The following is a 26,630-nucleotide window of genomic DNA, read 5'->3' on the forward strand; positions in this document are numbered from 1 at the left end:
CACCCGGACTCGCGGATCACCCGCGACCGAGCAGGGAGAACTCGATGACCGCTTCCGCTGGAATGACCCCGGACACCGGCCTGAAGGCCGGCATGCGGCCGGACGCCGCGGACATGAAGCTGGGGATGCGCCCCGACGCCGCCGTGCTGAAGGCCGGCATGCGGCCGGACGCCGCGGACATGAAGCTGGGGATGCGCCCCGACGCCGCCGCGCTGAAGGCCGGCATGCGGCCGGACGCCGCGGACATGAAGCTCGGGATGCGCCCCGACGCCGCCGCGCTGAAGGCCGGCATGCGGCCGGACAGCGCCCTCGTCGCCGCCTGATGCGCGGCTGATCCACCCCTTCGTCGTGCTCCGGCGCGCCTGCCCAACGGCAGGTTGCCCGTGCTGCCTGCCCCTCGGGGGGCGTGCCGGAGCCCGGCCTCCTTTCATCCGCACCACGTCGACTGGAGAACCTGATGGGCAGCCCCGCCGCCGGCAGGACCCGCAACGGCACCGGAGCCTCCGGCCCTGTGCGCAAGGCCCTCGGGCAGCAGCTCATCGCCGACCTGGAGAAGCTCTGCGGGCGCCCGACCATCGGCCTGTGGGACGTCGCCTGGGACCTCATGGGGATCGCCGCCGCAGCGATAGCGGGCCACCTCATCGGTCACGTCGTCGGCCCTCTGCTCGCCGTCTGCTACATCGGAGTGCGCCAGCGCCATCTCTCCAACCTCGGCCACGAGTGCGTGCACTCCAAGCTCATGGCCACCCGCCGCGCCAACCGGATCGTCGGCTACCTCCTGACCGGCCTGCTCGGCGAAGGCTTCGAGCCCTACCGCAGCAGCCACTACGTCCACCACGCCAAGCTCGGCTCGGACGACGACCCGATGTTCCAGTCCTACCGCGCCGGCAACATCCGCGCCGCGGGCCGAGCGCCCAGCCGCCGCGCCTTCGTCCTACAGGTCATCGTGCGCAACGCCCTGTGGCGGCTGCCGAAGACCGCGGTACAGACCCTGGTCACCCGCGCGCCGGGGGAGACCTGGCGGGCCCTGGCCACCCGGGCCGTGCTGTGGGCCAGCGTCGTCGCCGCGCTGTGGCCCGTGGGCGGCGTGCTCTACCTTCTGCTCTACTGGCTGCTCCCCCTCGTCCTGGTACGGCCCGTCGTCACCTGGATCACCGATCTCGGCAACCACGCCGGGCTGATCGAGAACGATGATGTCCTCCTGCAGACCCGGGGCTGGACCTCCCACTGGCTCACCCGGCACCTGCTCGGCGGCCACCTGGACGACATGTTCCACCCCATCCACCACTGGTGCCCGCAGATCCCCTGGCGGCGCCTGCCCGAGGCCCGCGCCCTTGCCGCGCAGCACCTGCCGCGCTTCGGCGAAGTTCCCTGGTGCTCCGGCTACTTCTTCAGGCGCCGCGCCACCCCGGACCAGCCGTGCGTGATCGAGGACATCATCACCCGGCTCGCCGCTGCCCCCGGCACCGCCTGCACCCCGCCCCGGCACGCCTCAGCCGCCTGACCTCGTCCTCGCCCGACCTCGAACCCCGTACGGCACCGCCCACCCCGGCCTCGCACCCGCGCGCCGCAGGCGAGGGCGCGCCGTCGCCCGCCGCCGAGGAGGCGGCCCACCATGCCCCAGCCCGCGCCCACCTCGCCGCCGGCCCTGAACAGCTTCGACGAGTTCACCCGGCTCGACGAAGTCCTCCTCGGCCGCGCCGAGCACTACGACGCCCACCACACCGACACCTCGTGGCGGCTGTTCTTCTACGACAACGTCGCCCCCGTCCTCGGTCAACACACCAGCCCGTCGGGGGAGGATCTCCTCCCGATCCCCACCCAGCTGGTCGACGAGCTCAACGAGGACATCGCCGGCCTGGCCGAGGCCCTGACCGGATGCGGGGTGAAGGTCCTGCGGCCCGCCGCGCCCGGCAAGGACATCGACATCCGCTCCCCGCACTGGGACGCCAGGGCCACCCCGCCGCTCAACGTCCGCGACCAGACCATCATCCTCGGCAACACCATCGTGGAGACCGCGCCCCACGTCCGCGCCCGCATCTTCGAGAACGACCTGCTCAAGCCCGCCTTCTACCGCTACTACCAGGACGGGGCGAACTGGCTGAGCATGCCGCGCCCGGCCCTGGCCCGCGACTCCCTGGACACCGCCTACTTCACCCGCCAGAACCTGGACGTCCGCCGCGCCACCGACGGCGAGAGCGCCGGCGCGATCGAGGGCCTGGGCCTGGAGATGGTCTTCGACGGCGCGCAGTGCATGCGCCTGGGCCGCGACGTCCTTGTCAACGTCGCCAACCACAACCACGAACTCGCCCTGCGCTGGCTAAGGGACAACATCCGCGACCTGCGGTTCCACCGCCTGGACGCCATGGCCGACAACCACATCGACAGCGTCCTGGTCCCGCTGCGCCCCGGCCTGATGCTGCTGCGCTCCCCGGCCTACCTGAAGTACCTGCCCAAGGCCATGCAGTCCTGGGACGTGATCTACGCCCCCGACACCGACGACAGCAACTTCCCGGACTACAGCGACCTCGGCTTCGTCATCCCCATCGGCAGCCGGTACATGGACATCAACCTGCTGTCCATCGACGAGAACACCGTCGTCGTCAACTCCCTGTACCCCGAGCTGATCGAGGTCCTGGAGCGCCGGGGGTTCACCGTCGTCCCGGTCCGCCACCGCCACCGGCGGCTGTTCGGCGGCGGCTTCCACTGCTTCACCCTCGACACCGTCCGCCGCGGCGGCCCCGAGGACTACCTCAGCTAAGCCCGGCGCCCCCGAACACGGCACTCCGCCCCGACGTCAGGAGATCCTTGATGGACACCGCCTACCCCTGGCCGCCCGACCAGACCTTCTGGACCAGCACCTTCCCCGACCACACCACCGGACGGACCACGCCCTTCCTGTTCAAGGGCATCATCCCCGCCACGGCGGCCGGCCCCGACGACGTCCTGGCAGGGTTCGAGGCCATCCGCCGGGCCCACGCCGCCGGCACCGACATCAAGGCGCACGCCCGCGTCTACGTCGGCGAGGACCGCCGCGACGACCTCCTGCCCCAGGCGCTGACCGCCCCGTCCTGGGACGGAGGCGTGGACGCCTTCGTGCCGTGGATGCAGAACCTCGCCGCCGCCGAGCGGTTCTCCCTGGTCATCAACAACCTGGAGACCGTCAGCCCCGCCCTCGCCGCCGGCCTCGGCACCTTCCTCAAGACCCTCATCGACGGGTGGGGCCTGCCGCTGGGCGGCGCCGAACAGGTCGCCTTCGCCGGGAACTACGCGGGCACCGCCTTCGGGATCCACGAGGGCTACGAGGACGCCTTCCTCGTCCACCTCGGCCCCAACGCCAAGAACTTCTACTGCTGGCCGGCCGAGCAGTACGAGAAGCTCACCGGCGGCAAGGAGCCCACCTACGGCGACTACCGCGCGCTGCTGGAGGAAGCCGAGCACTTCCTGCTGGAGCCGGGCGACGCCCTCTTCCTGCCCCGCCGGGTCTTCCACGTCGGCACCCAGGACACCTTCTCCGTCTCGGTGGCCATGCCGCTGTACACCTACCCGTACGCGCAGATCCTGCAGAGCCGCATCATCCCGGACGTCCTCGCCGACCTGGCCGGTGACGGGCCCGACGACCCGCTCAACGAGCCCTCCGCGATGGCGGACACGGCCACGGGGCCCGGCGCCGTCGCCGACCGGCTGGCCGGCGTCGGCCGCGAACTGCTGACCGTCGCCGCCGACCGCGTCCGCGGCGCCGCCGGCCGGCACGCCGAGCAGCGGTGGGCCACGCTGCTGAGCAACGGCGGCTGGGAACTCGTCGAGGGCGACCTCTCCCGCCAGGAAGCCGCGGACGCCTTCGACCCCGAGCAGGTCACGCCGGGCGCCAGCATCCGCGTGATCGCCCCCTACCAGGTGACCACCCTGCTCGACGACGGCGACTCCCACCAGGTCCTGCTGCGCGGCCACCAGCCGGGGATCGCTCTCGACGGCGCGGGCCTGGACCGGGACACCGTCACCGCCCTCAACCGCGGCGACACCCTCGTCCTGCCCGACAACGCCGAACTCCTGACGGCCGTCCGCGCCCTGGGAGCCACCGGCGGCCTGCACCTGACCCCCCGCCCCTCCGACCTCAAGGACGCCGACGCATGACACCCGACAACAGCCTCGTCCAGGCCTACCTGAAGGCCCACCCCGAGACGCAGAGCGCCGTCAACGGCACCCTGCTGGGCAACTTCACCTCCGGAACCGCCCTGGTCACCGCGCACCTGGCCCCGCTGGTCGACTGGGTGTACGCGCGGATCGCCGAGAAGGTCGGCGCCGCCGACCTCAACGAGCGCCAGGCCCGGATGTACATCGAGGAACTCTCGGTGTTCGCCCGCTACAACGCCCAGTACCTCAAGGCGGCCGCCACCGCCGTGGAGGGCTACTGCCCTGAGCTCGCCCACGAGCTGCGCCGCAACCACCTGGAGGAGGGCGGCGAGCGCGGCAAGGTGCCCGCGCACTACGTCCTCTACACCAACGCGCTCCTCTCCGACCTCGGCCTGCTCGTCAACGGCCACGTGCCCGCCCCCGAGACCGAGACGCTGGTCAACCTCCACCAGTGGATGGTCGGCTCGCACATGCCCAGCCACATCGCCGGCGCCTACTACGCCACCGAGGCCGTGGCGATCGCCGAGACCGAGATCCTGCGCGACATCACCAACCGCTACGGCGAGCTGACCATCGGCCGCAGCGGCAGCGAGCTCAAGGCCCTGCACTACTACTACGAACTCCACCTCGACGACGAGCACGAGGCCGCCCAGGTCGGCGGCATGAGCGTCGAGGCCGCCCACATCGAGGGCCTGGCGAGGTTCATCAAGGAGAGTGAAACCTTCCACATCGACCTGCCCCAGGCCCTCGACGGCTGGCTGACGATCACGGAGGGGATGACACACTGGTGGGCTCAACTGGCCCACCGCGCCTCGGAGATGAACTGATGAACGCCACCCCCGACATCGTCGCCGCCGCCCAGGAGCGATCCGGCGGATGCCTGTGCGGAAAGATCCGCTTCACCGTCAAGGGTGAGGCCGTCTATCCGCACCTGTGCTTCCCTGATGATTGAGTGAGTTCAAGGGACTCACAGGGGTGGCAGATGGACGAGTGGTGGTTGGTGTTCGTGCCGGATTCGGAGCGGTGGGGGCCGCTGCCGAAGGAGGGGGTGCTGGGGGTCCGCGACTTGCCGGCAGCGGTGGCCGCGGTAGGGCTTCAGCCGGGCGATCCGGTCTTTGTACGGCCTGATTTCGTGGTCGATCCCGAGCTGCTGGAATTCGTGCTCTCCTCGGAATTCCATCCTCTGGAGCGGGAAACTCGGCGGAACTACGCGCTGGATATCCGGCTGTTGCTGACTTGGTTGTGGCGACGCGGGATCCCGTGGCGGCAGGCGACCGAGAGCGACTTGCGCGCGTATAGGGAATTTCGGTGCGACTCGCCACTCAACCCAAGCCGAATCAGCGGGACGAAGTGGGATCGGGAAGCGTCGGCTTTCACACGGCTCTACCGGTGGGCGAAGGTCACGCCACTGCCGGTGGACAGCCAGCGCCGGGTGGACCGCGCAGCGGACGCCCGCAGCTCCCGAGTGTCGTGGCTGACACCGCGGACCTGGGGTCTTTGGCAGGACGTGGGCCTTCGCCGCCTCGGTCCCGACGGGGCACCGGTGCCGGGCTGGGACGGGCGGACCGAGCTTCGGAATACCTCGTTCGTCGGGTTCACACTCAGCTCGGGACTGCGGAGGCAGGAATCCGGCGCCATCTTGACGTTCGAAGTGCCGGCCCGCCCGCTGCGCTCGGGCCGCTACTGCCACGGGCAGATGGCCAGAGCGCTGTCACGGTCAAAGCGAGATCGGACCTTCTACGCGTCCGTCGAATCATTGCGCCAGGTCAGCGCCTACGCGGAGTCGGAGCGGGCCTGGGCCGTCGCACGGGCGCAAGCCCAGGGGCGCTACGAGAAGTTGCCGCTGATGCGGCTGATCACGAAGGTCACGACGGGCCTCACCCCAAGGGTCCACTGGGTCAACCGCGACGGCGTCCCAGGGCGACATGACCTGAGCCTGCTCGACTGGCGCGAGCGGCAGTGGCTGTTCATCGAGGGACCACAGGGCCCGGAGCCGGCGTGGCTGTGGATGACCGAGCAGGGCATGCCCATGCTGCCGGACCGCTGGAACACCGTGTTCCGGCAGGCCAACCAACGCTGCGAACAGGCTCTGCTGACCCCGGAAGAACGAGAGACGCCCCGGCTGCTCCGGGTCGCGGAGATCCGCGGGAAGGTCCCGTACGCGACACCCCACTCCATGCGGCACTCGATGGCGCTCTACATGTTGATCCTGCTCAACGAGCTGATGGACAAGAAGTACGGGCTGACCGCCGCAGACCGGCGCGACTTCGCCCAGCTCTACGGCGACCCGTGGTGGCTGGTCAAGACCTTGTTGGGGCACAAGGACGTTGAGACGACGAAGGAGCACTACCTTCGTCCGGTCATGCATCTGCAGCTGGAGTCGATCCTCGCCTTCGACACCGAGGACGAGCACGGTGAGATGGACGAGACGAAGGACCTGAACGGTCTGTTCGCCCGGCTGGCCCGGGAGACTTCCGGGATCCAGGACATCGAGCGGCTGGTCGAGGCCCGGCCCGTCGCGGCGGCATCGTGAGTGGGCGGGGCCGCCGGGCGGTCCTGCCGCCGCCGGACTTCCAGGCAACCGAGCGGATAGCCGCCGACGGGCTGCAGGTCACCGTGCTGAACAAGGAAGGCTTCAGGCGCGTCTTCGACTTCGCCGCGATCACCGTGCCCCAGCCGATGCGCTCCTCCCTTGCGCGAGCGTTCGCTGCGCAGTCCATGGGGTGGAACAGCCACGCGAGCGGTGAGTCGTACTGGCGGTCCATTGAGGTCTTCGCCCGGTTCCTCAAGGCGCAGGGCCACCCGGCCGACGATCTCGGCGACCTCACCTCGGCCACGCTCCGGCTCTGGCGCAACAACCACAAGGACACCCCCGGCGGGCGCGAGGCCCTGGCCAAGATCCGTACGTTGCTGAAGCGCGAGCCGCGGCTGGCGCAGGGCCTGGCCGCCGAGGAGCTGGCCCGCCCCGTTCCGAAGAAGGGCAAGCCCTCCAAGCAGTCCTACCGGCCATCGGAGCGCGACCAGGTGCTGCTGGCCGCCGAACGGCAGTTCCGGGCCGCGCTGCTGCGGATCCGGGAGAACACCGCGCTGCTCGCCCGCTACCAGTCGGGCGCACTGGACCCGGACAGCCGTGACTGGAGGATCGGGGCGGTCCTCGAGTGCGTCGCCGCCACGGGCGAACTGCCCGGATACCCGGACAAAGAGGGGAAGGTCTACACCCGAGCCGAAGGGCTGCTGCGCGGAAAGAACCGCGGGAAGACGACGGGTCGGCTGTTCCTGAGCCGGGCGGAGCTGACGGCCCTGGCCGTGATGATGACGGACCGCTACGGCTGGAATCTGTCGGTCTACGACCGTCTGCACGTGCCCGTCATCACCCCTTCCGCGGGAGAGACTGCCACGGTCACCTACGAGGTCCTGGTGGAGAAGCGCCGCTCGGGCGAGGGCCGCTGGTTCGACACGGAGAACTACACCGACTCCGGCGCGGACTCGCCCGGCCGGCTCATCACCCAGGCCCTGGAAGCCACGCAGCACGGGCGAGCCCTGGCCGCTGCCCTGTCGCCTGGCCACGACCTGCTGATGGTCGCGCGCAACCGGCGCCGTACCGACGTGGACTCCAACCTGGACCGGCCCCGGAACGTCGGCCCGCTGTGCTTCGGGGTGTCCAAGGCCGACGCACGAGTCTGGGCGAGAAGTCACAAGATCGGCTCGCCCTTCCAACGCGCCCGCAGGACCACCATCACCACCACGGGCAAGCCACTGCAGCACAAACGCGGCACCCACGAGAGCGTCTACGTCCTGCCCGACGAGAACGTCCAGGAGGCCGCGGTCGACGTGATCGCGGCCGGCGCCGAGGAAGCCCTCGAACAGGCCCGCGACTACACCTTCAAGGGGCGGCTCACGGACGCGGCCGACGCGACTCACCAGGAGACCGCGACCGCGGGCTGCGCGGACGAGGAGACCAGCCCCTGGCCGGACCCGAGCGGGGGCTGCGGCGCCGACTTCCTGCTCTGCCTGTCCTGCGAGAACTCCCGGGTCCACACCGGCCACCACCCGCGCCTCGCGCTGCTGCGCCGCCAGTTGATATCGCTCCGCTCCAGCTGGCCGGAGAAACTCTGGCGAAAGCGATGGGACGAGCACCTCCAGCGACTCGATGACCTGCGGACGAAGGTCAACGAGAGCACCTGGGACGCCGCTCTGGCCCGCATCACCGACCGCGACCACATGATCGTCGACCACCTGCTCAAGGGAGACCTCGCCCCGTGACAACAGCTCTGACCCTCGAGGCCGATCCCTACATCCTTCCCCTGCCGGGGCCGGAGAGCCCGGTGGTCCTGGACCGGTGGATCAGCGCCGGCAACCCCCACCCCAACTCCCGCTACAGCGACGACGTCTGGTCGATGGGACCGCTGATCGACAATCCCGGGGACAGCATCCACAAGATCGCTCTGAGGAGGTGCCCCGCCTCCCTGCGCAGCGAGCTCAGGCTCCTCATCTGGATCCTGATCAACGGCGAGCTGCGCCCCACCTACGTACAGGAACGGGGCTTTCAGAACCGGGGACGCGACGGCGTGACCAACATGCGCGACAACATCCTGCAGTGGTTGAAGTTCGCGCGCTGGCTCGACCGGCAAGAGGTGTCCCAGCTCAGCGACTGCACCGTGGAGCACTGGAAGGCGTACGCCTCCAAGTGCACCAGCGGCTGCACGCGCGATCATGCCCAGACGATTCTGCGCTGGCTCTCGGACCTGTGGGCCTTCGACCAGCTGTCCCTCAGCCCCTGCGGCGTCACGCAGCCGCCCTGGGAGAGCGAGGGCATCGACGACTACCTGCCGGCCGCCACCGGGGAGGCAAGTGGGGAGAACAAGACCGAGCCGCTGCACCCAACCGTGATCGGCCCCTTGCTGACCTGGTCGATCCGCCTGGTCGAGGACTTCTCCGACGACATCCTGGCCGCCTGGGACGAGCGCCGCCGCATGCACGCCCGCGTGAAGGCCACCCCGAGCACCCGAGGGGGCCTGGCAGCCGTCAAGAACTATCTGCAGCCACTGCTCGATTCCGGAGCCCTCCTGCCCGCCACCGTGAGCCGAAAGCACGGCATCACCCTGGCCCACCACTACGTCGCCGCGGTCACGGGAGCCAGCTGGAACCAGGTCCACGACTTCGCCTTTCGGCGCGGGCTGCGTGCTCTCGTCGCCCGGCGGCCCGGCCCCAGCCCGATGCAGGTGCCGGTGACGGGCCGGATCGAGGGGCGGCCCTGGCGCGAGTTCATGGACTACGAGGAGACGCCGATCCTGGTACGGCACCTGGCCACGGCCGCCGCCATCGTGATCCTGTACTTGACCGGGATGCGCCCCCAGGAAGCCCAATCGCTGCGGTCCGGCTGCTGCCCCGATCCGGAACCCAACGAGGACGGCTCGATGCCGCGGCATCTGATCCGAGCCCACCACTACAAGAACGTCCGCGACTCCGACGGCCACCACATCTCCGCTGGTGAGGAGCGTGCCGTCCCCTGGGTTGCGATCACCCCGGTCGTGAACGCCATCCGTGTCCTGGAACGCATCGTCCCCAAGGGCGAGCTGTTGCTCAGCTCCACCCACCACGACATCGTCGGCCAGCGCAAGCACCACGGGGCGCTGAAGCGTGCCAGCCTGGGCCGCCGGGTCGAGAATCTCGTGGCATGGATCAACCAGGAGGCCACCGCCCAGGGCCTGCCCGCCCAGGCGGTCCCGGAGGACCCGCACGGCAATCTGGGACTGAGCCGTCTGCGCAGAACCCTGGCCTGGCACATCGCCCGCCGCCCCGGCGGCCTGGTCGCCCTCGCCATCCAGTACGGGCACATGCGCACCGCCCTGGACGCCCGCACCTCTACCGGCTACGGCAGTCGCGAGCGTCGGGGGTTCCACGGGGAGCTCGACGTCGAAACCGCGCTCGCCGCCGCGCAGACCGCAGCCCGGCTGCGCGACGCCGCAGCGGCCGGCGAGAAGATCTCCGGTCCCGCTGCTCGACGGGCTCTCATCGGAGCCGCCTCGATCCCCGGCTTCGAAGGCGCCCTGACCACCCCGAAGGCCGCTGCCAAGTTCCTCGCGCGCGATGGCCTCGTCCTCTTCGACAACCCGGACTCGTTCCTCATCTGCGCCTTCAAGCGCGACACGGCCCTGTGCGACCCGGACCCCGGGGCGACGGCACCCAACCAATTCGCCTGCCAGCTCGGCTGCGGCAACGCGATTCGCACCGACAGTCACGCGCAGGCCGCTCGAGAGCACGCTGATCGGCTCGATGCGAAGGCAGCCCTCGTGCCTCAGCCCCTGGGCGACCGGTTTCGCAGGACCGCCGGCCGCTTCCGCGCTCTCGCCGACGCCCACGACGCCGCTGCCCAGCCTGCCGAGGAGGCCGTCGCATGAACCTGCAGCACGAGGACGAACGGACCCGCATCCGCGCGGCCATGGACCGTCTCCTGGCCGGCCAGCCCACCGGCTCCAACGGCAGCCTCACGGCGGTCGCGCTCGCCGCAGAGGCCGGTGTCCACCGTATGGCGCTGCAGAAGCGCCATGCTGACCTCAAGGAAGAGTTCTACGCGCGGGTGCGTACGGAAACGCACCAGACGCCGGAAGTCGAAAAGCGGCTTCGCAAAGAGGTCGTCCGCCTGAAGGAAGCTCTCAAGGACTCCCGGGCGGCCGAAGCCGCCTCCCGGCATCGAGCGGAGCAGATGGCCCTCGCAGCAGCCGTCCTCATCCTCCGGCGACCCGACAGCCAGGACCAACCTGCCCCCGACAACGTCATCCCGCTCCGCCCCTCCAGCGATTAAAGAGAGCGGGCCGTCACGCGGCGACGCCGAGCTCCTCGCGGGGGGACGAACTCGCGGACGGCCGGCTTGCGCCGCCAGTGGGCGAGGGCGCCATTGAACTCGCGGACGTAGTCCTTGGCCTGGCTCGACTGGACGCGGGCGAGAATGTCGACGGACCAGTTGCCGAGCTCGAGGGGCCGCCCGGAGCTTCCGGACGGCCCCGCCTGGGAGTGTTGCTCAGGCCGGGACAGCAGCGGTTGCAGGCTCGGTTTCGGCCGTGCCGCGGGCGGCGAGGTAGCGCTCGGCGTCTAGGGCGGCTGCCGCGCCGGTGCCTGCGGCGGTGATGGCCTGGCGGTAGGTGTGGTCGACGACGTCGCCGGCGGCGAACACCCCGGGCAGGCTTGTCCGCGTCGTCGGGGAGGCCACCTGGATGTAGCCCTCGCCGTCGAGGTCGAGCTGGCCGGTGAACAGCTCGGTGCGCGGGTCGTGGCCGATGGCGATGAACAGCCCCGTGACATCGAGGTCGCGGGTGGCGCCGGTGAAGACGCCGCGCAGGACGACGCCGCCGAGCATGCCGTTCGTCTCCTTGATCTCGGCGATCTCGCTGTCGAAAGCGAAGGAGATCTTGTCGTCGGCGAACGCCCGGTCCTGCATGACCTTGGAGGCGCGCAGGGTGGAGCGGCGGTGGACGACGGTGACGGAGCGGGCGAAGCGGGTGAGGAAGGTGGCTTCTTCCATGGCGGTGTCGCCGCCGCCGACCACGACGATGTCGCGGTCGCGGAAGAAGAACCCGTCGCAGGTCGCACACCAGGACACCCCGCGACCGGACAGCTCGTCCTCGTGAGGCAGGCCGAGCTTGCGGTAGCCGGAGCCGGTGGCGATGATCACCGTCTTCGCACGGTGGACGGTGCCTGCGGAGTCGGTGAGCAGCTTGATGTCGCCGGTGAGGTCCACCTCGACGATGTCGTCGTCGATCATCTCGGCGCCGAACTTCTCGGCCTGGGCCCGCATGTTGTCCATCAGCACGGGGCCGTCGACGCCCTCGGGGAAGCCGGGGAAGTTCTCGACCTCGGTCGTGGTGGTCAGCGAGCCGCCGACGAAGATGGAGCTGCCGAACAGCAGGGGCTTCAGCTGGGCGCGGGCGGTGTAGAGGGCGGCGGTGTATCCGGCGGGGCCGGAGCCGATGATGACGACCTCGCGTATCTCGCTCACGCCGTCGCCTCCGGCTTGGCGGGGGCGATCTCGGCGATCAGGCCCTCGACCAGGGTCTTGATCTCGTCGCGGATCGGGCGCACGGCCTCGACGCCCTGGCCGGCCGGGTCCTCCAGCTTCCAGTCCAGGTAGCGCTTGCCGGGGAAGACCGGGCAGGTGTCGCCGCAGCCCATGGTGATGCAGACGTCCGACTCGCGGACCGCGTCGACGGTGAGGATCTTCGGCGTCTCCTTGGAGATGTCGATGCCGATCTCGGCCATGGCCTCCACGGCGGCCGGGTTGACCTGATCGCCGGGGTTGGACCCGGCGGAGCGGACCTCGACGCGGTCCCCCGCCAGGTGGGTCAGCCACGCGGCGGCCATCTGGGAGCGGCCGGCGTTGTGGACGCAGACGAACAGGACGGACGGCTTGTCAGCCATGGTGATCGTTCTCTCTCGTCGCATGGCGGAACCCAGCCGCCAATGACTTCAGCCCCCGCTGGTATCAGCGAGTGGTGATGTGAGAGTATCAGTGCATGCTGACTTCAGTCGATCCTGACGTGATCCGGGTGCTGGGCGATCCGCTCCGCCTGAAGATCGTGACCCTGCTGGCGCGCGAGACGCTCTGCACGACGCACCTGGTCGAGGAGACCGGAGCCAAGCAGACCAACCTGTCCAACCACATGAAGGTGCTGCGCGAGGCCGGGATCGTGGAGACCGAGCCCTGCGGCCGCTTCACCTACTACAAGCTCAAGCCCGAGGTCCTGGCCGGCCTGTCCGAGCAGTTTGCCGAGCTCGCCGCCTCCGCCCGCACCGCCGCCGAGAACAAGAGGGCCTGCCCGTGACCTCCACCGAGCCCACCACCGCACCCGCTCCGGCCGGCGGTGGGGACGACTCGATCGTCAAGAAGCTCTCCACCCTCGACCGCTACCTCGCGGTGTGGATCCTGCTCGCCATGGCCGTCGGCCTGGCCCTGGGCCGGATCATCCCGGGGATGAACGACGCGCTCGCGAAGATCGAGATCGGCGGGATCTCCCTGCCGATCGCGCTCGGACTGCTCGTCATGATGTACCCGGTCCTCGCGAAGGTCCGCTACGACCGGCTCGACCGCGTGACCAGTGACCGCAAGCTGCTGATCTCCTCGCTGGTCATCAACTGGATCGTCGGCCCGGCGGTGATGTTCGCCCTGGCGTGGATCTTCCTGCCTGACCTGCCCGAGTACCGCACCGGCCTGATCATCGTCGGCCTGGCCCGCTGCATCGCCATGGTCATCATCTGGAACGACCTCGCCTGCGGCGACCGTGAGGCCGCCGCCGTCCTGGTCGCACTGAACTCGGTGTTCCAGGTCCTCGCGTTCGGCCTGCTGGGCTGGTTCTACCTCGACCTGCTGCCCCGGTGGATGAACCTTGGCGACGGCCAGGGCCTGGACGTCTCCGTGTGGCACATCGCGCTGAACGTCATCATCTTCCTCGGCATCCCGCTGCTTGCCGGGTTCCTCACCCGCCGCATCGGTGAGAAGAAGCTGGGCCGCGCCGACTACGAGGCGAAGTTCCTGCCGAAGATCGGACCGTGGGCGCTGTACGGGCTGCTGTTCACGATCGTCATCCTCTTCGCCCTCCAGGGGAAGACGATCACCTCCCAGCCGCTGGACGTCGCCCGGATCGCGCTGCCGCTGCTGGTGTACTTCGCGGTCATGTTCTTCGGCACCTTCCTCCTCGGCAAGGGCCTGGGCCTGGCCTACGACCGCACCACGACGCTGGCGTTCACCGCGGCGGGCAACAACTTCGAGCTGGCCATCGCGGTCGCCATTGCCACCTTCGGCGTCACCTCCGGCCAGGCCCTGTCCGGCGTCGTCGGACCGCTCATCGAAGTCCCGGTGCTGATCGGCCTGGTCTACGTCGCGCTCGCCTGGCGCAGGAAGTTCGCCCCGGGCGCGGTGACGACGGCCCCGTGACGCAGCACACGGATGTGGTGGTGGTCGGCGGCGGGCAGGCAGGGCTCGCCGCCGGCTACCACCTGCGCCGCCAGGGTCTGGACTTCGTGATCCTGGACGCGGAGGCGGCGCCGGGCGGGTCGTGGCAGCACATGTGGGACTCGCTGCACCTGTTCTCTCCGGCGGAGCACTCCTCGCTGCCCGGCCGGCTCATGCCCGCCCAGCCCGGGGAGACGTACCCGGGCGCGGGGCATGTGGTGGACTACCTCGCCGACTACGAGAAGCGCTACGACCTGCCCGTCCAGCGCGGCACCCGTGTGGACGCCGTACGCCGCGATGCAGACCGGCTCCTGGTCGAAGCGGATTCCGGCATCTGGCGGGCCCGTGCGGTCATCAGCGCGACCGGCAGCTGGTCGCGGCCGTTCCTGCCCGCCGTCCCCGGCCGATCCGTCTTCACCGGGCGGCATCTGCACACGGTGAACTACCGCTGTCCGGCCGACTTCGCCGGGCAGCACGTGATCGTGGTGGGCGGCGGGAACTCCGGCGCGCAGATCGCCGCCGACCTCGCCCTGGACGGCCATGTCGAGGTGACGTGGGTGACCCAGCGCCCGCCGCGGTTCCTGCCGGACGACATCGACGGTCGCGCCCTGTTCGATGTCGCCACCGCCCGCCGCCGCGCTCTCGACGCCGGCCGCAGCGACACCGGCGGGGTCGCCTCCCTCGGCGACATCGTGGCCGTGCCGCCCGTCAGGGCCGCTCGCGATGCCGGACTTCTGCAGGCGAAGCCGATGTTCGCCCGGTTCACCGCCGACGGTGTCCAGTGGGCCGACGGCAGCCATACCGGCGCGGACGCCGTCGTCTGGTGCACCGGCTTCCGCCCGGCCCTGTCCCACCTCGCCCCGCTGAACCTGCGCGGTGCGCGCGGCCACATCCCCACCGACGGAACCCGGGCTCTGGGCGAGCCGCGGCTGCATCTGATCGGCTACGGCGACTGGACGGTCCGGCCTCCGCGACCCTCATCGGCGTGGGCCGCCCGGCCCGGGACGCGGTACGCGAGATCGCCGGGCTCCTGTGAGCGCGGGTGGTGCGGCCGTCCCCGGCCGCGCGGTGCCGGGCGGCCGGGGACGTGCGGCTACGCGGCCTTGACCATGGTCTTGCCGCAGCAGCACGTCGGGTTCTGCTGGCCGCCGCAGGTGGCCGGGGCGCCCTTGGTCACCGTCAGCTCGCACCCGCAGTTCTCATCGGGGCAGCGATACACCTCGCCCTCACGGAACGGCATCGCGCTCACCTCCTTGTTCGCGTTTCGCTTCCGTCGCGAGCGACGCTAGAACCTGGCCCCTGGGGCAAGGTCAACACTGGGCGGGAGGAGGAACGCACATGGTGATGCAAGGGATGACGATCGGGCAGGCGGCCAAGGCCGCCGGGCTCACACGCAAGGCCGTCCGGGTCTACGAAGCCAAGGGCTTGCTGCCCAGGGCGGAGCGCAGCCAGGCCGGCTACCGGCTCTACAGCGAAGACGACGTCGAGCTGCTGACGTTCATCCGCCGGGCCCGCGCACTGGGCCTGCACCTGGACGATGTCGGCGAGGTCCTGCACATCCGCCGCGGCGGAACCCCACCGTGCGACGCTGTCCGCAACCTGCTCGACGCGCGCATCGCCGAGATCGACGCGACCATCACCGATCTCCTCGCGCTGCGCCAGACCCTCACCGAGACCCGTCGGGGCGCCGACGACCGGCCCTGCGGCGAGCCGGCCACCGTGTGCTCGATCATCGAGGACGCCTGAGCCCCACCGCCGTGCCGGTGCCTGGCTACCTGATCGCGGGCCGCCCATGGCGAACCACGACTGCACCTGCAGCGCAGATCGCACTGTTGCTGAGCCACTGAGCGCGCACTCTCACGTGGTCCTGCCCGCGCAGCACGGAGGCCGGCGACCCGCGTCGACTTGGCAACGTCAGTGATGGCGGGCGAGCTTGATGGCGGAGGCGAGCAGGATCACGGCCAGCAGGGGGATGAGCACCAGGTCCGGGAACACACCCAGGAGTAGTCCGCCCAGCACCGCGCCGACCGTGGACCCCGCGACCATGACCAGGGTGAAGCGGAGGTTGACTCCGAGGACGGCGAAGCTGCCGTCGCGGCTGTAGCGGGCGAACGCGACCAGCATCGTCGGCAACGACACCAGCAGCGAGAGGCTTCCGGCGGTCTTGATGTCCTGGCCGAACAGCAGCACGATCGTCGGGATCAGCAGCTCGCCTCCGGCGACACCCATGATCGCGGCGACCAGGCCGATGCCGAACCCGGCAATGACGCCAGCCGGCACCTGGGCCCACAGCGGCAGGGAGAGAGTGCCCAGGGACGTGGTGTGGGTGGCCACCAGGGCGCTGGCCATGAGCACCATTAGCGCCGCCAGCACCTTGTAGAGGGTGGAGCTTCGTATGCGCACCGCCCAGCTCGCTCCGGCCCACGCACCGATCAGACTGCCGGCCAGCAGGTTGACCGCGACCGGCCAGCGTGCGGCCACCTCGGCGGCCGGGACCCCGGCCAGGCGGGCGGGTAGCGCAACGAGGACCACCACCAGGCTCATCGCCTTGTTCAGAATGACGGCCGAGAGCGCCGCGAACCCGAAAAGGCCGATCAGCAGGGGCAGACGGAACTCCGCCCCGCCCAGCCCGATCATCCCGCCCAGCACCCCGATGGCCGCTCCCGCGCCGAACACCGCAGGTATGGAATGCGTCGGGCGCAGCGGAACAAGGCTCTGGTCAGTGGTCATGCCGGGCATCTTCGCTGTCAGCCGCCCCCGCCCGCTACGGCACCACGTCCCCTTCGGCCGAAGGCACCGCGTACCCGGTCAGGATTCGTCCAGACCTCCGAGTAGCGGCATCCGCGCACGCTGCCACCGCATGCCCACCGAGCGGCCTGCGTTCAGTCGATCGCTGGGCTGCGGCGCTCGACGAGGACGACGTCGCGCCAGACGCCGTGGTGGCGCCCGATCCGCTCCCGTGTACCGATGACACGGAAGCCGGCACGCTGGTGGACGGCGAGGCTGGCGGTGTTCTCGGGGAAGATCCCGGACTGGATCGTCCAGATCCCCGCGCGTTCGGTGGAGTCGATCAGCGCCTTGAGCAGGGCGGAGGCGATGCCGCGGCCGCGGGCGGCAGGGTCGACGTAGACGGAGTGCTCCACCACGCCCGCGTACGCGCAGCGGTCCGAGACCCTGCTCGCGGCGACCCAGCCCAGCACCGCCCCGTCCGCGTCGAGTGCGGCGAAGCGGTGCTCGGGCAGCTTTGCGGCGTCGAACGCCTCCCAGCTCGGGGCGGCGGTCTCGAACGTGGCGTTGCCCTCGTCGATGCCCGCCTGGTAGATCGCCAGCACCTGCTCGGCGTGCTCCGCCGCCAGCGGCACCACCACCGCGCTCAACGCCCCACTCACCACGGTTCCCCCTGTCTCTGGTCGATCATCAGGCCGCGGCCGGCAGCGTCAGCAGCTTGCCCATCGCGGCGAGCACCGACGGCTCGACCCGGTAGTAGACCCAGGTGCCGCGCCGCTCGGAGGTGAGCAGCCCGGCCTCCTTCAGCTTCTTCAAGTGGTGGGAGACGGTGGGCTGGGAGACGCCGACGTCGGAGATGTCGCACACGCACGCCTCCCCGCCCTCGTGCGAGGCCACGGCGGAGAACAGCCGGAGGCGGACCGGGTCGCCGAGCGCCTTGAACATCCGCGCGGCCGTCTCGGCCTCCGCGGCGGTCATCGGGCGCTCGGTCAGCGGCGGGCAGCACGGCGCCACACCCTGACCGTCGGCGGGCTCGAGCAGCGGCAGCACCTTGGCATTCGACATGCGTCTATGTTGACACACATCGAACCAGTGCGGGGAGGCCGTCAGCGGCGCGCGAGATGGGCGGCCAGGCGCCGGGCGATGCGCTCCGCGTCACGTCCGACGCCCCGCAGCGAGTTCGACGACAGGCTGCGCTGCCATTCCAGCCCGACGAACGCCAGCCCGCGCACACCGGTGGCGATCCCTTCGCGGTGCCGGGGGTTCCCGTCGGCGTCAAGAGCGCCGTCGAGGCCGGCGAGGTAGGGCAGGTCGGGGCGGTAGCCGGTGGCGAGCACGATCGCGTCGACCTCTTCCCGCTGCCCGTCCGGCCAGACGAGCTTGGCCCCGTCGGCGCCGGTGAACAGCGCCCGCCGGTCGGGTCGTCCGGCGGCCAGGGCGGCCCGGTAGCGGCCGTCGTCGAGGACCGGCTGCGCCGGCGGGCGCGCAAGGAACCGGCCGAGGGGCGCGGTGTCCAGGCCGGTGCGGGCCGTCCAGAAGTGCAGGTCGCGGCCGAGGACGCGCTGGGCGGCGAACTTCACCGGGGCGCGGCTGGCGAGCGTGACCCGTGCCGTCTCGGCGAGCTCGGCGGCGATCTGCACCGCGGAGTTCCCGGCCCCGACCACGACCACCCGGCGGCCGGAGAAGGGGGCCGGGCTGCGGTAGTCGGCGGCGTGCAGCACCTGCCCCGTGAACTCCTGAAGGCCCGGCAGCGCGGGCCGGTGCGGGTGGCCGAACGTCCCGGAGGCCGCCACGATCGCCCGCGCGGACAGTCGGCCGCCGCCCTCCAGCTCCGCTGTGAAGCCGTCGCCGGTGCGGCGGACCGCGGTGATGCGGCAGCCCGTGCGGAGGTCGGCGTCCAGGCGGTCGGCGTAGGCGGTGAGGTAGGCGACGACCTCGTCGCGGTGCGGGTAGCGGTCGCGGTCGGCGCCGGGGAACGGCATCCCGGGCAGGGAGCTGTACCGGGCGGGCGAGAACAGCGTCAGGCTGTCGTAGTAGTGCGGCCACGAGCCGGCCGCACGGTCGGACGCCTCCAGCACCACCGGCCGCAGCCCGCGCCGCAGCAGCGCATGGGCGGTGGCGAGACCGGACTGGCCGCCGCCGATCACGGCGACGTCAATGTGCTCCATCAGCGAATCCCCCCAGGGTTCGATGAATGTCTATGTTGACGCCCATCAATACAGGTGTCATGCTGGGCCGCGCAAGCATCGACAGATGTCGAAACACGCAAGGAGTCGCCGTGAACGCGCCCGCCACCACCGAGCTGCCCGTCGCCGTGAACGCGCCCGCCACCACCGAGCTGCCCGTCGTCGTGATCGGGGCCGGACCCGCCGGCCTGGCCGCCGCCGCCCACCTCATCGACCAGGGCATCGAGCCCCTGGTCCTGGAAGCCGGGCCTACCGCCGGCGCCGCGGTGCGCGAGTGGTCGCACGTGCGGCTGTTCTCCACCTGGGGCGAAGTCGTCGACCCCGCCGCCGAGAAGCTCCTGGCCCCCACCGGATGGACCCGCCCCGACCCGGCCACCTACCCCTCCGGCGGCGACTGGGCCGACCTCTACCTGCAGCCGCTCGCCGACGTCCTCGGCGACCGCGTCCGCACCGGCGCCACCGTGACCGGCGTCTCGCGCACCGGCCGGGACCGGATCGTGGACGCCGACCGCGAGGCCCAGCCGTTCGTCGTGCACGTCGCCCACACCGACGGCCGCGAGGAGCGCCTCTTCGCCCGCGCCGTCATCGACGCCTCCGGCACCTGGGCCACACCGTCCCCGGCCGGCGGAAGCGGACTGCCCGCGCTCGGTGAGAAGGCCGCCGCGGACCGGATCACCTACCGCGTCCCGGATCTGAAGGACCCCGCCGTCCGGGCCCGGTACGCGGGTAAGCGCACCGCCGTGATCGGCTCGGGCGCCTCCGCCTTCACCGCGCTCGCCTACCTCGCCGACCTCGCCAAGTCCGACGACGGCGCGGGTACGAAGGGCGTGTGGATCCTGCGCCGGGGCATCTCGGGCTCCACCTTCGGTGGCGGAGAAGCCGATCAGCTCCCGGCGCGCGGCGCCCTGGGCCTGGCGGCGAAGGCCGCCGTAGACGAGGGTTACGCGGACGCGGTCACCGGCTTCCGCACCGAGGCGATCGAGCGGGCGGACGACGGCCGCCTGGTCCTGGTCGGCGAGGACGGCCGCCGTCTGGACCCGGTCGACGAGGTGATCGTGCTGACCGGCTTCCGCCCCGACCTGTCCTTCCTGGACGAGCTGCGCCTCGGGCTCGACGAGCGTCTCCAGGCGCCGGTCGAGCTCGCGCCGCTGATCGACCCGAACCAGCACTCCTGCGGCACCGTCTACCCGCACGGCCACCGCGAGCTCTCCCACCCGGAGCAGGGCGTGCACCTGGTCGGCATGAAGTCCTACGGCCGCGCCCCGACGTTCCTCGCCATGACCGGCTACGAACAGGTCCGCTCCGTCGCCGCCGCCATCGCCGGCGACCTCGACTCCGCCGACCGCGTCGAACTCACCCTCCCCGAGACCGGAGTCTGCGGCGGTGCCGGCCTCTTCGACAACCCCGACGCCCAGGAAGGTGACGGCGGCGGCTGCTGCGCCCCGGCGCCGCAGCTCGTCCAGCTCGGCGCCCCCGTTGCGGTGGCCGTCGGCGTCACGGCGGCCGAGGAGGCTCCGGCGGGCGGCTGCTGCGGCTCGTGACCGACCTCAACACCTCAGTCCGCGGGGCCGCGACCGGATCGGGGGACCGGTCGCGGCCCCACGCCGCCCTGCCCGCCCTCTGCCTGACGCAGATCACCAGCTGGGGCATCGTCTACTACGCGTTCCCCGTTCTGAATTCCGAGATCACGCACGCGACCGGCTGGCCGGCCGGGGCGACCACCGCGGCCTTCTCCCTCGCCCTCGTCGTCTCCGCCCTCGCTGGAATCCGCGTCGGCCGGGTCCTGGACCGGCGCGGCCCGCGCGCCGTCATGACCACCGGTTCCCTCCTCGGCACCGTCAGCCTGCTGCTCGTGGCCGCCGCCCCCAACCTGCCCGTCTTCTTCGCTGGTTGGGCCCTCGCCGGACTCGCGATGGCGTCCACCTTCTATCAGCCGGCCTTCGCCGCCCTCACCCGCTGGTGGGCCCCCGACCACATTCGCGCACTCACCATCGTCACCCTCGCCGGCGGACTCGCGTCCACCGTCTTCGCACCCCTGACCGCCCTGCTCGCCGAGCATCTCTCCTGGCGGCACACCTACCTGGCCCTCGCCGGACTGCTCGCCGTCCTGACCATCCCCGCGCACGCCCTGGCCCTGCGCGCACCCTGGCCGCCCGCCCCACCCGCCGCACCCCACCATGCCGACGGCACCACACCCGTCGCCAGAAGCCGCTCCTTCTGGCTCCTCGCCGCAGCATTCACCCTGTCGGCGTTCGCGATGTACGCCGTCGTAGTCGCCCTCGTCCCGCTGCTGCTCGAACGCGGCTACTCAACCGCCCAGGCCGCCTGGGTCCTCGGCATCGGCGGCGCCGGACAAACCCTGGGCCGCACCCTGTACGCGGGCCTCGCCCGACGTACGACCGCGACCATGCGCACCACGGTCCTCATCACCCTGGGCGGCATCACCACCATCGCCTTCGCCGTGACGCCAGGCCCATACGTCCTGCTGATCGCCGTATCGGTCGCAGCTGGCATGGTCCGCGGCAACCTCACCCTGCTCCAGGCCACCGCCGTCACCGACCGCTGGGGCCACACCCACTACGGCCGTCTCTCCGGCCTCCTCGCGGCCCCGGCTACCACCGCCGCCGCACTCGCCCCCTTCGCCGGCGCCGCACTCGCGCCCCTCCTCGGCGGCTATCCCCACCTCTTCTGGTTGCTGGCCACCACATCAGTCCTCGCCGCGCTCATCGCCACCTGCTCGGACCCCGCCGGTGTGCGCAGAGGACCACGTACATCGCCGAGCTGACGGAGGAGCACCGCCCCTGCGAACCCGCTCCCGGATCACTCTCCACGGCGATCCAGCGAGCGGGTCCTCCTTTCCACCACTCCGGGAATCCGCGAACCCGCGCGCTTCGTACGTGTTCGCAGCCAAGATCGGGAGGGACGAGGTCGGTCACCGCAGTGGCGAGTGGCGCTTCGTCGGGTTCGGCACACCACCCGGCGATTCAGACAGGCACTGTGCCCTGGCGCGATGCCCGATGGGCCGTGCGCGCCCTGGGACGCCCCTGAGCGCGGGTTCGTCGCCCGGGCCCGTGACGTCTCCGCGATCGGCGCACACGGCCGGGGCCACGCCAGAGCCGCCAACAGCGTCCTGGCGATCACGGAAGCGATGGCACACTGATGGGCTCAACTTGCCCACTCCACCCGGGAGATCACCTGATGAACGCCACCCCCGCCGCCGACACCCAGGGAGCCGAAGAAGCCGAGGTACGCACCGGCGGCTGCCTGTGCGGCCGCATCCGCTTCACCGCCCAGGGCCCGGCAGTCTTCCCCCACACCTGTGAATGTGTTCATTGCCAGAAACTCGGCGGCACCCCCGTGATGTGGTGGGTGGGCTTCAAGACGATCACCTGGACCGGCGAGGGTGGCGAACCAACCTGGTACGAGACCTTCCCCGGTGAGGCGAAGCGCGGCTTCTGCCCGACCTGCGGCAGCCGCGTTGCGGCGATCGACAGCGACGTCCTGGAGATCGGCATCAACGTCACGGCCCTCGACGACACGAGCGGCGAAGACCTCGTCCCGATCCACGCGTCCTTCCACGACAACGCCGTGCGCTGGCTGCCCTCGGTGGCACTGACAGAGCCCAGCGCGACCGGCTGACACCGCGGCAGTTCAGGGACATTCAAGGTACTTGAGAAATGCGCGGGACTACTTCCTCGACGAATTCGAGCTGCCACCCCATCGTGGGACGAAAGCGGAAGTGAGAGCCAGGGCTTTGGTTAGTCAGGCAGTGTCGAATTCGAGGAATCTGGGTGGGCCAAGCATCGGGGTACCGGTGACGAATTGCGAGCCGCCCCCGCGAAAGGGGCACATCAATTTCATCGAAGCGGCCCCAACACCCCGTAAGACACAGCAGAATTAGCCGTACAGGAACTGTCCATCCCGTCCGTCGGCTGGCCGTCCCGCTCCTTCGGCAGCCGCCACTGCGCGCCACCAGAAAGAGGGGGCACAAGACGTGAACACAAGCACTTGACAGGGAAACCTGCAGCTGCCGGCACTGCAAGAAGCTCGGCGGCGGACCGATGATGTGGTGGGCCGGCTTCGCTCCCGAGAACGTCACCTGGACAGGCGGTGTCGAGCCGACCTGGTACACCACGTTCGAGGGCGAGGCTCAGCGCGGCTTCTGCCCGAACTGCGGCAGCCGCCTCGCGGCGATCGACAGCGACGTCCCCGAGCTCGGCATCGTCGTCACCGCCCTGGACGACACCACCGGGGACGATCTCGTACCCGTCAACCAGTCCTTCCGCGCCGACGCCGTGCACTGGCTGGACCAGGTCCCCGACACCCAGAAGAAGAGCCCCGTCGGCTGACACCCGCGAGACCTCCGGGGGCCAGCAGCCCTGACCCTGCCGGCCCCCGGAGCCGCACCCTCCTGGGACCGTCTGCGCCCCGTCCGGCTCACCTCCGACGGCCCGTCCCGCACCCCGCCCAGGAGACCCATCGTGCTCACGCCTCACGCCACCAGCGAGTACGGCACCCTGCGCCACGTCGCCATGCGCTACGCGAGCGACGTCACCCCCGACCTCGACGGTCCCGACGTCCACCCCGTCCTGACCCGCCAGAAGACCACCAGCTCCTGGAAGCCGTACGACCCGGCCACCGTCCGTACCCAGCAGGACACCCTGATCGACCTCCTCCGAAGCCGCGGCACCGAGGTGACCCTCCTCGACGCCGCGCCGGGCTGCCCGGTCCAGCACTACCCCCGCGACATCGCCTTCGTCATCGACCACCTCCTGGTCATGGCGCGCCTGAACGCCACGCACCGCCTCCCCGAGGCCGACGCCCTCGCCCCGCTGCTGACCGGCGCCCCGCACGTCGCCCGCCTGGACGCGGGCACCATCGAGGGCGGAGACGTCGCTCTGCACACCGGAACCGTCCTCGTCGGCCTCGGCGAAGAGACGTCCCCCGCGGGTGTGGCGGCACTGCAGCAGGCGCTGTCCCACCACGGCGTCGACCGCGAGGTCCGCCCGGTCCGCTTCGCCACCCGCGGCATCGTCCATCTGGACGACCACTTCACCATCGTCGCGCCCGGCACCGCTCTCATTCACCGCGACGTCTTCCCGCACGCCGAACAGCGCTTTTTCGAGAAGCACTTCGACCTTGTAGACGTCACCGACGCAGAAGCGCGCGCCGTCCAGGCCAACGTCCTGGCGATCGCTCCGGACACCGTGATCGTCATCGCCGGCAGCGACCGCATCGCGGGGCAGCTCGCCGCACGCGGACTCGAGGTCCTCGCCGTCGACTACAGCGAGGTCACGCGAATCCCCGGCTCGCTGCGCTGTACCACCCTGCCACTGATCCGCGCCTGATCCACCCCACCCGCCCGGCCGCCGCGCCGCCCGTGCGGTCTCTCGCCCGACTTCTGGAGCTGTCGTGTCCGACGCGCTGTTGCCCGTGCTTCTCGCCGTCCCGGTCGTGGTCCTCGCCTGCCAGGCCGGCGGGAGGGCTGTCAGGCTGCTCGGCCAGCCGCCGGTCATCGGCGAGATCCTGGCCGGAATCCTCCTCGGTCCCTCGCTGCTCGGCTGGCTCGCACCCACCGTCCAGATGCACCTCCTGCCGCCCTCGGTTCTCCCCGTCACCTCCACCCTGGGCACCCTCGGCCTCCTGGCGTTCCTGTTCCTGATCGGACTGGAACTCGACCTACGCAGCCTGCGCACCACCCGCAGCGCTGTCGCTGCGGTCAGCCTCACCGGGCTCCTGATCCCCATGGCCCTCGGCGCCGCCCTGGCCGCCGCCCTCTACCCGCACTTTGCCCCAGACGGCGTCGGACGGCTGCCGTTCACCCTGTTCGTCGCCGTCGCCCTGAGCATCACCGCCTTCCCGGTCCTCGCACGGATCCTCGCCGACCGCGGCCTGGAGACCACCCCCCTGGGAACCTTCGCCCTCGCCTGCGCCGCCACCGACGACGCCCTCGCCTGGTGTCTGCTCACCGCCGCCGTCGCCCTGGCCACCACCGGCACCGCCCTGTCGGCCCTGACCACCCTTGGTCTCACTGCCGCCTTCGCCGCCGGCCTCACCCTCATACGCCCCCTGCTGCGCACCCTGCTCGAGCGCGCCAGCCGCACCGGCGACGAACTCGTCCTGGCCCTCCTCTTCGCCGGACTGTGCCTCAGCTCCTACACCACCGACCAGATCGGCGTGCACCCCGCTTTCGGCGCGTTCCTGTTCGGCGCCGCCGCCCCACGCGGCCTGCCGGCCGTCGAGCGCAGCGCCGCGCGCATCCGCGCCGTCGTCCTGCCGCTCCTGCTGCCGCTGTTCTTCGTCGACGCCGGCCTGCACACCGACTTCTTCGCTCTGCCCGCCGGACAGTGGGGCTGGGGCGCGGCCATCCTCGCCGTCGCCGTGGTCGGCAAATGGGGCGGCGCTGCCGGCGCCGCCCGGCTCACCGGCTCCGACTGGCGCTGGTCGGCCGCCGTCGGCACGCTCATGAACTGCCGCGGCCTGACCGAACTCGTCGTCCTGGGTATCGGCCTGCAAGCCGGCGTCATCACCGAGCCTCTGTTCACCCTCCTGGTGATCATGACCGTCATCACCACCGCCGCAACCGCCCCGATCCTCCGCCGCGTGACCGGTGACGACCCACGGATGACCCCGCCAGCACCGCATGACGATCCCGAGCGCGCCCCGGCCCGAAAGGCGATCCGATGACCCGATCCCCGAACCCGGTCCTGGATGCGGTCCTCACCCGGCGCAGCGCGCCCCACCTGACCGAGCCCGCCCCCGGCCCCGCCGACCTGGAGCGCCTCGTCCAGGCCGCGGCCACCGCACCCGACCACGGGCGGCTTCGCCCCTGGCGGCTGGTCGCAGTAAGCGGCGACGAGCGGGGCCGACTCGGCGACGCGCTCGCAGAAGCCGCCGCCACACCGGAACAAGCCCGCCGCGCCGCTGGCAAGCCCATGCGTGCGCCCCTGCTCCTGACGATCGTGCACCGGCCCATGCCCGACCACCCGAAGATCCCCGAGTGGGAGCAACTGGCCGCCACCACTGGCATGGTCACCACCTTGTCGCTCCTCCTGCACAGCCACGGCTTCGCGTCGATCTGGCGCACAGGCGGCGCCGTCCAGGCGCCCCAGGTCCGCAAGTACCTCGGCATCGACGACGATGAACAGCTCCTGGGCTGGCTGTACGTCGGGACGCGGCCGGCGGACGAGGTCATCAAAATGCGCGCACCGTGCGACGTCCGCGGCAAGATGACCTGGTCTTGAGGCGGCTGACCCCGCCGACTCGTCGACCTCCACGACCGCAGTCTCTTCCGGGGGCTGACCGGTCCGTCGGTCTCTCGGTCGCCACTGGGTGGAAGCCCTCCTACCTCACGGACTGCCGGCTACCCGGTCTCCGGGGCGCGCAACAGCTCTTGAAGCCGGCGTGAGTCTGACAGAGTAGAAACATGGCGACTCTCGACCGCCCGACCCGTCTGGGCTTCGCAAGCATCCCGGCCCTCGGCGTAGCCCTTCTCACCATCGCCTGCTGCGCGTTGCTCAACGCCCAGCCGTCGCCGTGGGCTTGGCTGGCGGGTACGGGTGGTGGCGCCTGGGGGTACTGGTACTCCAGCCGTTGGGCGACATCTGCAGGTCGGTAGGAGACGGCATCCGTCTCCC

At 70.9% G+C, this 26,630-nt stretch carries 27 protein-coding genes and 2 pseudogenes; 22 read left to right on the plus strand and 7 right to left on the minus strand.

The annotated features are described in order from the left end of the window. Positions 1-44: 44 nt before the first annotated feature. From IO29_RS12655 to IO29_RS12700, 10 genes are all read left to right on the plus strand, one after another. Complete coding sequence (locus IO29_RS12655) at positions 45-323, plus strand: hypothetical protein (RefSeq protein ID WP_030379257.1); 279 nt, start codon at positions 45-47, stop codon at positions 321-323. A gap of 134 nt (positions 324-457) precedes the next feature. Further along, positions 458-1,504, plus strand: a complete 1,047-nt coding sequence (locus IO29_RS12660) for a fatty acid desaturase family protein (RefSeq protein ID WP_030379258.1) — start codon at positions 458-460, stop codon at positions 1,502-1,504. A gap of 111 nt (positions 1,505-1,615) precedes the next feature. Beyond that, on the plus strand, positions 1,616-2,761 hold the full coding sequence (locus IO29_RS12665; RefSeq protein ID WP_030379259.1) for an inosamine-phosphate amidinotransferase: 1,146 nt from the start codon (positions 1,616-1,618) through the stop codon (positions 2,759-2,761). Between the two features lie 50 nt (positions 2,762-2,811). Further along, entirely contained in the window at positions 2,812-4,134 is a 1,323-nt protein-coding gene (locus tag IO29_RS12670) for a JmjC domain-containing protein (protein WP_030379260.1), read from the plus strand. Further along, positions 4,131-4,961: a DUF3865 domain-containing protein gene (locus tag IO29_RS12675; RefSeq protein ID WP_030379261.1), complete on the plus strand. Its 831-nt coding sequence runs from the start codon at positions 4,131-4,133 to the stop codon at positions 4,959-4,961. Before IO29_RS12670 ends, IO29_RS12675 begins: the two co-directional genes overlap by 4 nt. After that, positions 4,961-5,086, plus strand: coding sequence for a hypothetical protein (locus IO29_RS40020; protein WP_267881977.1), 126 nt, complete (start codon positions 4,961-4,963; stop codon positions 5,084-5,086). Before IO29_RS12675 ends, IO29_RS40020 begins: the two co-directional genes overlap by 1 nt. 30 nt (positions 5,087-5,116) lie before the next feature. Continuing rightward, the gene (locus IO29_RS12685) at positions 5,117-6,667 is read left to right on the plus strand and encodes a site-specific integrase (protein WP_030379262.1); all 1,551 of its coding nucleotides are present in this window, start codon (positions 5,117-5,119) and stop codon (positions 6,665-6,667) included. Next, the gene (locus IO29_RS12690) at positions 6,664-8,397 is read left to right on the plus strand and encodes a hypothetical protein (protein WP_030379263.1); all 1,734 of its coding nucleotides are present in this window, start codon (positions 6,664-6,666) and stop codon (positions 8,395-8,397) included. Before IO29_RS12685 ends, IO29_RS12690 begins: the two co-directional genes overlap by 4 nt. Beyond that, positions 8,394-10,535, plus strand: a complete 2,142-nt coding sequence (locus tag IO29_RS12695; protein WP_030379264.1) for an integrase — start codon at positions 8,394-8,396, stop codon at positions 10,533-10,535. Before IO29_RS12690 ends, IO29_RS12695 begins: the two co-directional genes overlap by 4 nt. Beyond that, positions 10,532-10,939 carry a hypothetical protein gene (locus tag IO29_RS12700; RefSeq protein ID WP_030379265.1) on the plus strand — a complete coding sequence of 136 codons (408 nt, stop codon included), beginning with the start codon at positions 10,532-10,534 and terminating at the stop codon, positions 10,937-10,939. The genes IO29_RS12695 and IO29_RS12700 overlap by 4 nt, the downstream gene beginning before the upstream one ends. Positions 10,940-11,155: 216 nt before the next feature. Here the strand turns inward: IO29_RS12700 and trxB are convergent, their stop codons facing one another. Continuing rightward, the gene (gene trxB, locus IO29_RS12705) at positions 11,156-12,130 is read right to left on the minus strand and encodes a thioredoxin-disulfide reductase (RefSeq protein WP_030379266.1); all 975 of its coding nucleotides are present in this window, start codon (positions 12,128-12,130) and stop codon (positions 11,156-11,158) included. Next, positions 12,127-12,549 (minus strand): arsenate reductase ArsC, encoded by a 423-nt coding sequence (locus IO29_RS12710; RefSeq protein ID WP_030379267.1) that lies wholly within the window; start codon positions 12,547-12,549, stop codon positions 12,127-12,129. The genes trxB and IO29_RS12710 overlap by 4 nt, the downstream gene beginning before the upstream one ends. Positions 12,550-12,644: 95 nt before the next feature. Between IO29_RS12710 and IO29_RS12715 the strand changes: the two genes are divergently transcribed. From IO29_RS12715 to IO29_RS12725, 3 genes and pseudogenes are all read left to right on the plus strand, one after another. Then, positions 12,645-12,953 carry an ArsR/SmtB family transcription factor gene (locus IO29_RS12715; protein WP_030329993.1) on the plus strand — a complete coding sequence of 103 codons (309 nt, stop codon included), beginning with the start codon at positions 12,645-12,647 and terminating at the stop codon, positions 12,951-12,953. After that, positions 12,950-14,062: an ACR3 family arsenite efflux transporter gene (gene arsB / locus IO29_RS12720; RefSeq protein ID WP_030379268.1), complete on the plus strand. Its 1,113-nt coding sequence runs from the start codon at positions 12,950-12,952 to the stop codon at positions 14,060-14,062. Before IO29_RS12715 ends, arsB begins: the two co-directional genes overlap by 4 nt. Continuing rightward, positions 14,059-15,116, plus strand: a pseudogene (locus IO29_RS12725) (ArsO family NAD(P)H-dependent flavin-containing monooxygenase). The gene arsB and the pseudogene IO29_RS12725 overlap by 4 nt, the downstream one beginning before the upstream one ends. Positions 15,117-15,173: 57 nt before the next feature. Here the strand turns inward: IO29_RS12725 and IO29_RS38495 are convergent. Continuing rightward, positions 15,174-15,320 (minus strand): hypothetical protein, encoded by a 147-nt coding sequence (locus IO29_RS38495; protein WP_158709320.1) that lies wholly within the window; start codon positions 15,318-15,320, stop codon positions 15,174-15,176. 98 nt (positions 15,321-15,418) lie between these two features. Between IO29_RS38495 and IO29_RS12730 the strand changes: the two genes are divergently transcribed. Beyond that, positions 15,419-15,826: a heavy metal-responsive transcriptional regulator gene (locus tag IO29_RS12730; protein WP_030379269.1), complete on the plus strand. Its 408-nt coding sequence runs from the start codon at positions 15,419-15,421 to the stop codon at positions 15,824-15,826. A gap of 168 nt (positions 15,827-15,994) precedes the next feature. On the opposite strand, the gene IO29_RS12735 is transcribed toward IO29_RS12730, so the two are convergent. The 4 genes from IO29_RS12735 to IO29_RS12750 all read right to left on the minus strand — a co-directional run bounded on the left by IO29_RS12735 (position 15,995) and on the right by IO29_RS12750 (position 18,975). Beyond that, positions 15,995-16,810, minus strand: coding sequence for a sulfite exporter TauE/SafE family protein (locus tag IO29_RS12735; RefSeq protein WP_030379270.1), 816 nt, complete (start codon positions 16,808-16,810; stop codon positions 15,995-15,997). 152 nt (positions 16,811-16,962) lie between these two features. After that, positions 16,963-17,469 (minus strand): GNAT family N-acetyltransferase, encoded by a 507-nt coding sequence (locus IO29_RS12740; protein ID WP_030379271.1) that lies wholly within the window; start codon positions 17,467-17,469, stop codon positions 16,963-16,965. Positions 17,470-17,497: 28 nt separating this feature from the next. Further along, positions 17,498-17,872 (minus strand): ArsR/SmtB family transcription factor, encoded by a 375-nt coding sequence (locus IO29_RS12745; RefSeq protein ID WP_030379272.1) that lies wholly within the window; start codon positions 17,870-17,872, stop codon positions 17,498-17,500. Positions 17,873-17,913: 41 nt separating this feature from the next. Next, positions 17,914-18,975 carry a flavin-containing monooxygenase gene (locus IO29_RS12750; RefSeq protein ID WP_030379273.1) on the minus strand — a complete coding sequence of 354 codons (1,062 nt, stop codon included), beginning with the start codon at positions 18,973-18,975 and terminating at the stop codon, positions 17,914-17,916. A gap of 146 nt (positions 18,976-19,121) precedes the next feature. Here IO29_RS12750 and IO29_RS12755 point away from each other — a divergent pair, with 146 nt between their 5' ends. The 8 genes and pseudogenes from IO29_RS12755 to IO29_RS12785 all read left to right on the plus strand — a co-directional run bounded on the left by IO29_RS12755 (position 19,122) and on the right by IO29_RS12785 (position 26,237). Then, positions 19,122-20,534: an NAD(P)-binding domain-containing protein gene (locus tag IO29_RS12755; RefSeq protein ID WP_030379274.1), complete on the plus strand. Its 1,413-nt coding sequence runs from the start codon at positions 19,122-19,124 to the stop codon at positions 20,532-20,534. Next, entirely contained in the window at positions 20,531-21,778 is a 1,248-nt protein-coding gene (locus IO29_RS12760; RefSeq protein ID WP_033225335.1) for an MFS transporter, read from the plus strand. The genes IO29_RS12755 and IO29_RS12760 overlap by 4 nt, the downstream gene beginning before the upstream one ends. 225 nt (positions 21,779-22,003) lie before the next feature. Continuing rightward, positions 22,004-22,153: a hypothetical protein gene (locus tag IO29_RS38500; RefSeq protein ID WP_158709321.1), complete on the plus strand. Its 150-nt coding sequence runs from the start codon at positions 22,004-22,006 to the stop codon at positions 22,151-22,153. Between the two features lie 38 nt (positions 22,154-22,191). After that, positions 22,192-22,632 (plus strand): GFA family protein, encoded by a 441-nt coding sequence (locus IO29_RS12765; protein ID WP_030379276.1) that lies wholly within the window; start codon positions 22,192-22,194, stop codon positions 22,630-22,632. Between the two features lie 392 nt (positions 22,633-23,024). Next, positions 23,025-23,342 (plus strand): annotated as a pseudogene (locus tag IO29_RS12770) (GFA family protein); the annotation flags it as partial. Positions 23,343-23,474: 132 nt separating this feature from the next. Further along, entirely contained in the window at positions 23,475-24,341 is an 867-nt protein-coding gene (locus IO29_RS12775) for a dimethylarginine dimethylaminohydrolase family protein (RefSeq protein ID WP_030379278.1), read from the plus strand. A gap of 64 nt (positions 24,342-24,405) precedes the next feature. After that, entirely contained in the window at positions 24,406-25,680 is a 1,275-nt protein-coding gene (locus IO29_RS12780) for a cation:proton antiporter (protein ID WP_030379279.1), read from the plus strand. Beyond that, entirely contained in the window at positions 25,677-26,237 is a 561-nt protein-coding gene (locus tag IO29_RS12785; protein ID WP_030379280.1) for a nitroreductase family protein, read from the plus strand. Before IO29_RS12780 ends, IO29_RS12785 begins: the two co-directional genes overlap by 4 nt. The last annotated feature ends 393 nt before the right edge of the window (positions 26,238-26,630 follow it).

Origin of the sequence: Streptomyces sp. NRRL F-6676 (genome assembly GCF_000725625.1) — a bacterium.
Classification (GTDB): Bacteria; Actinomycetota; Actinomycetes; order Streptomycetales; family Streptomycetaceae; genus Streptomyces.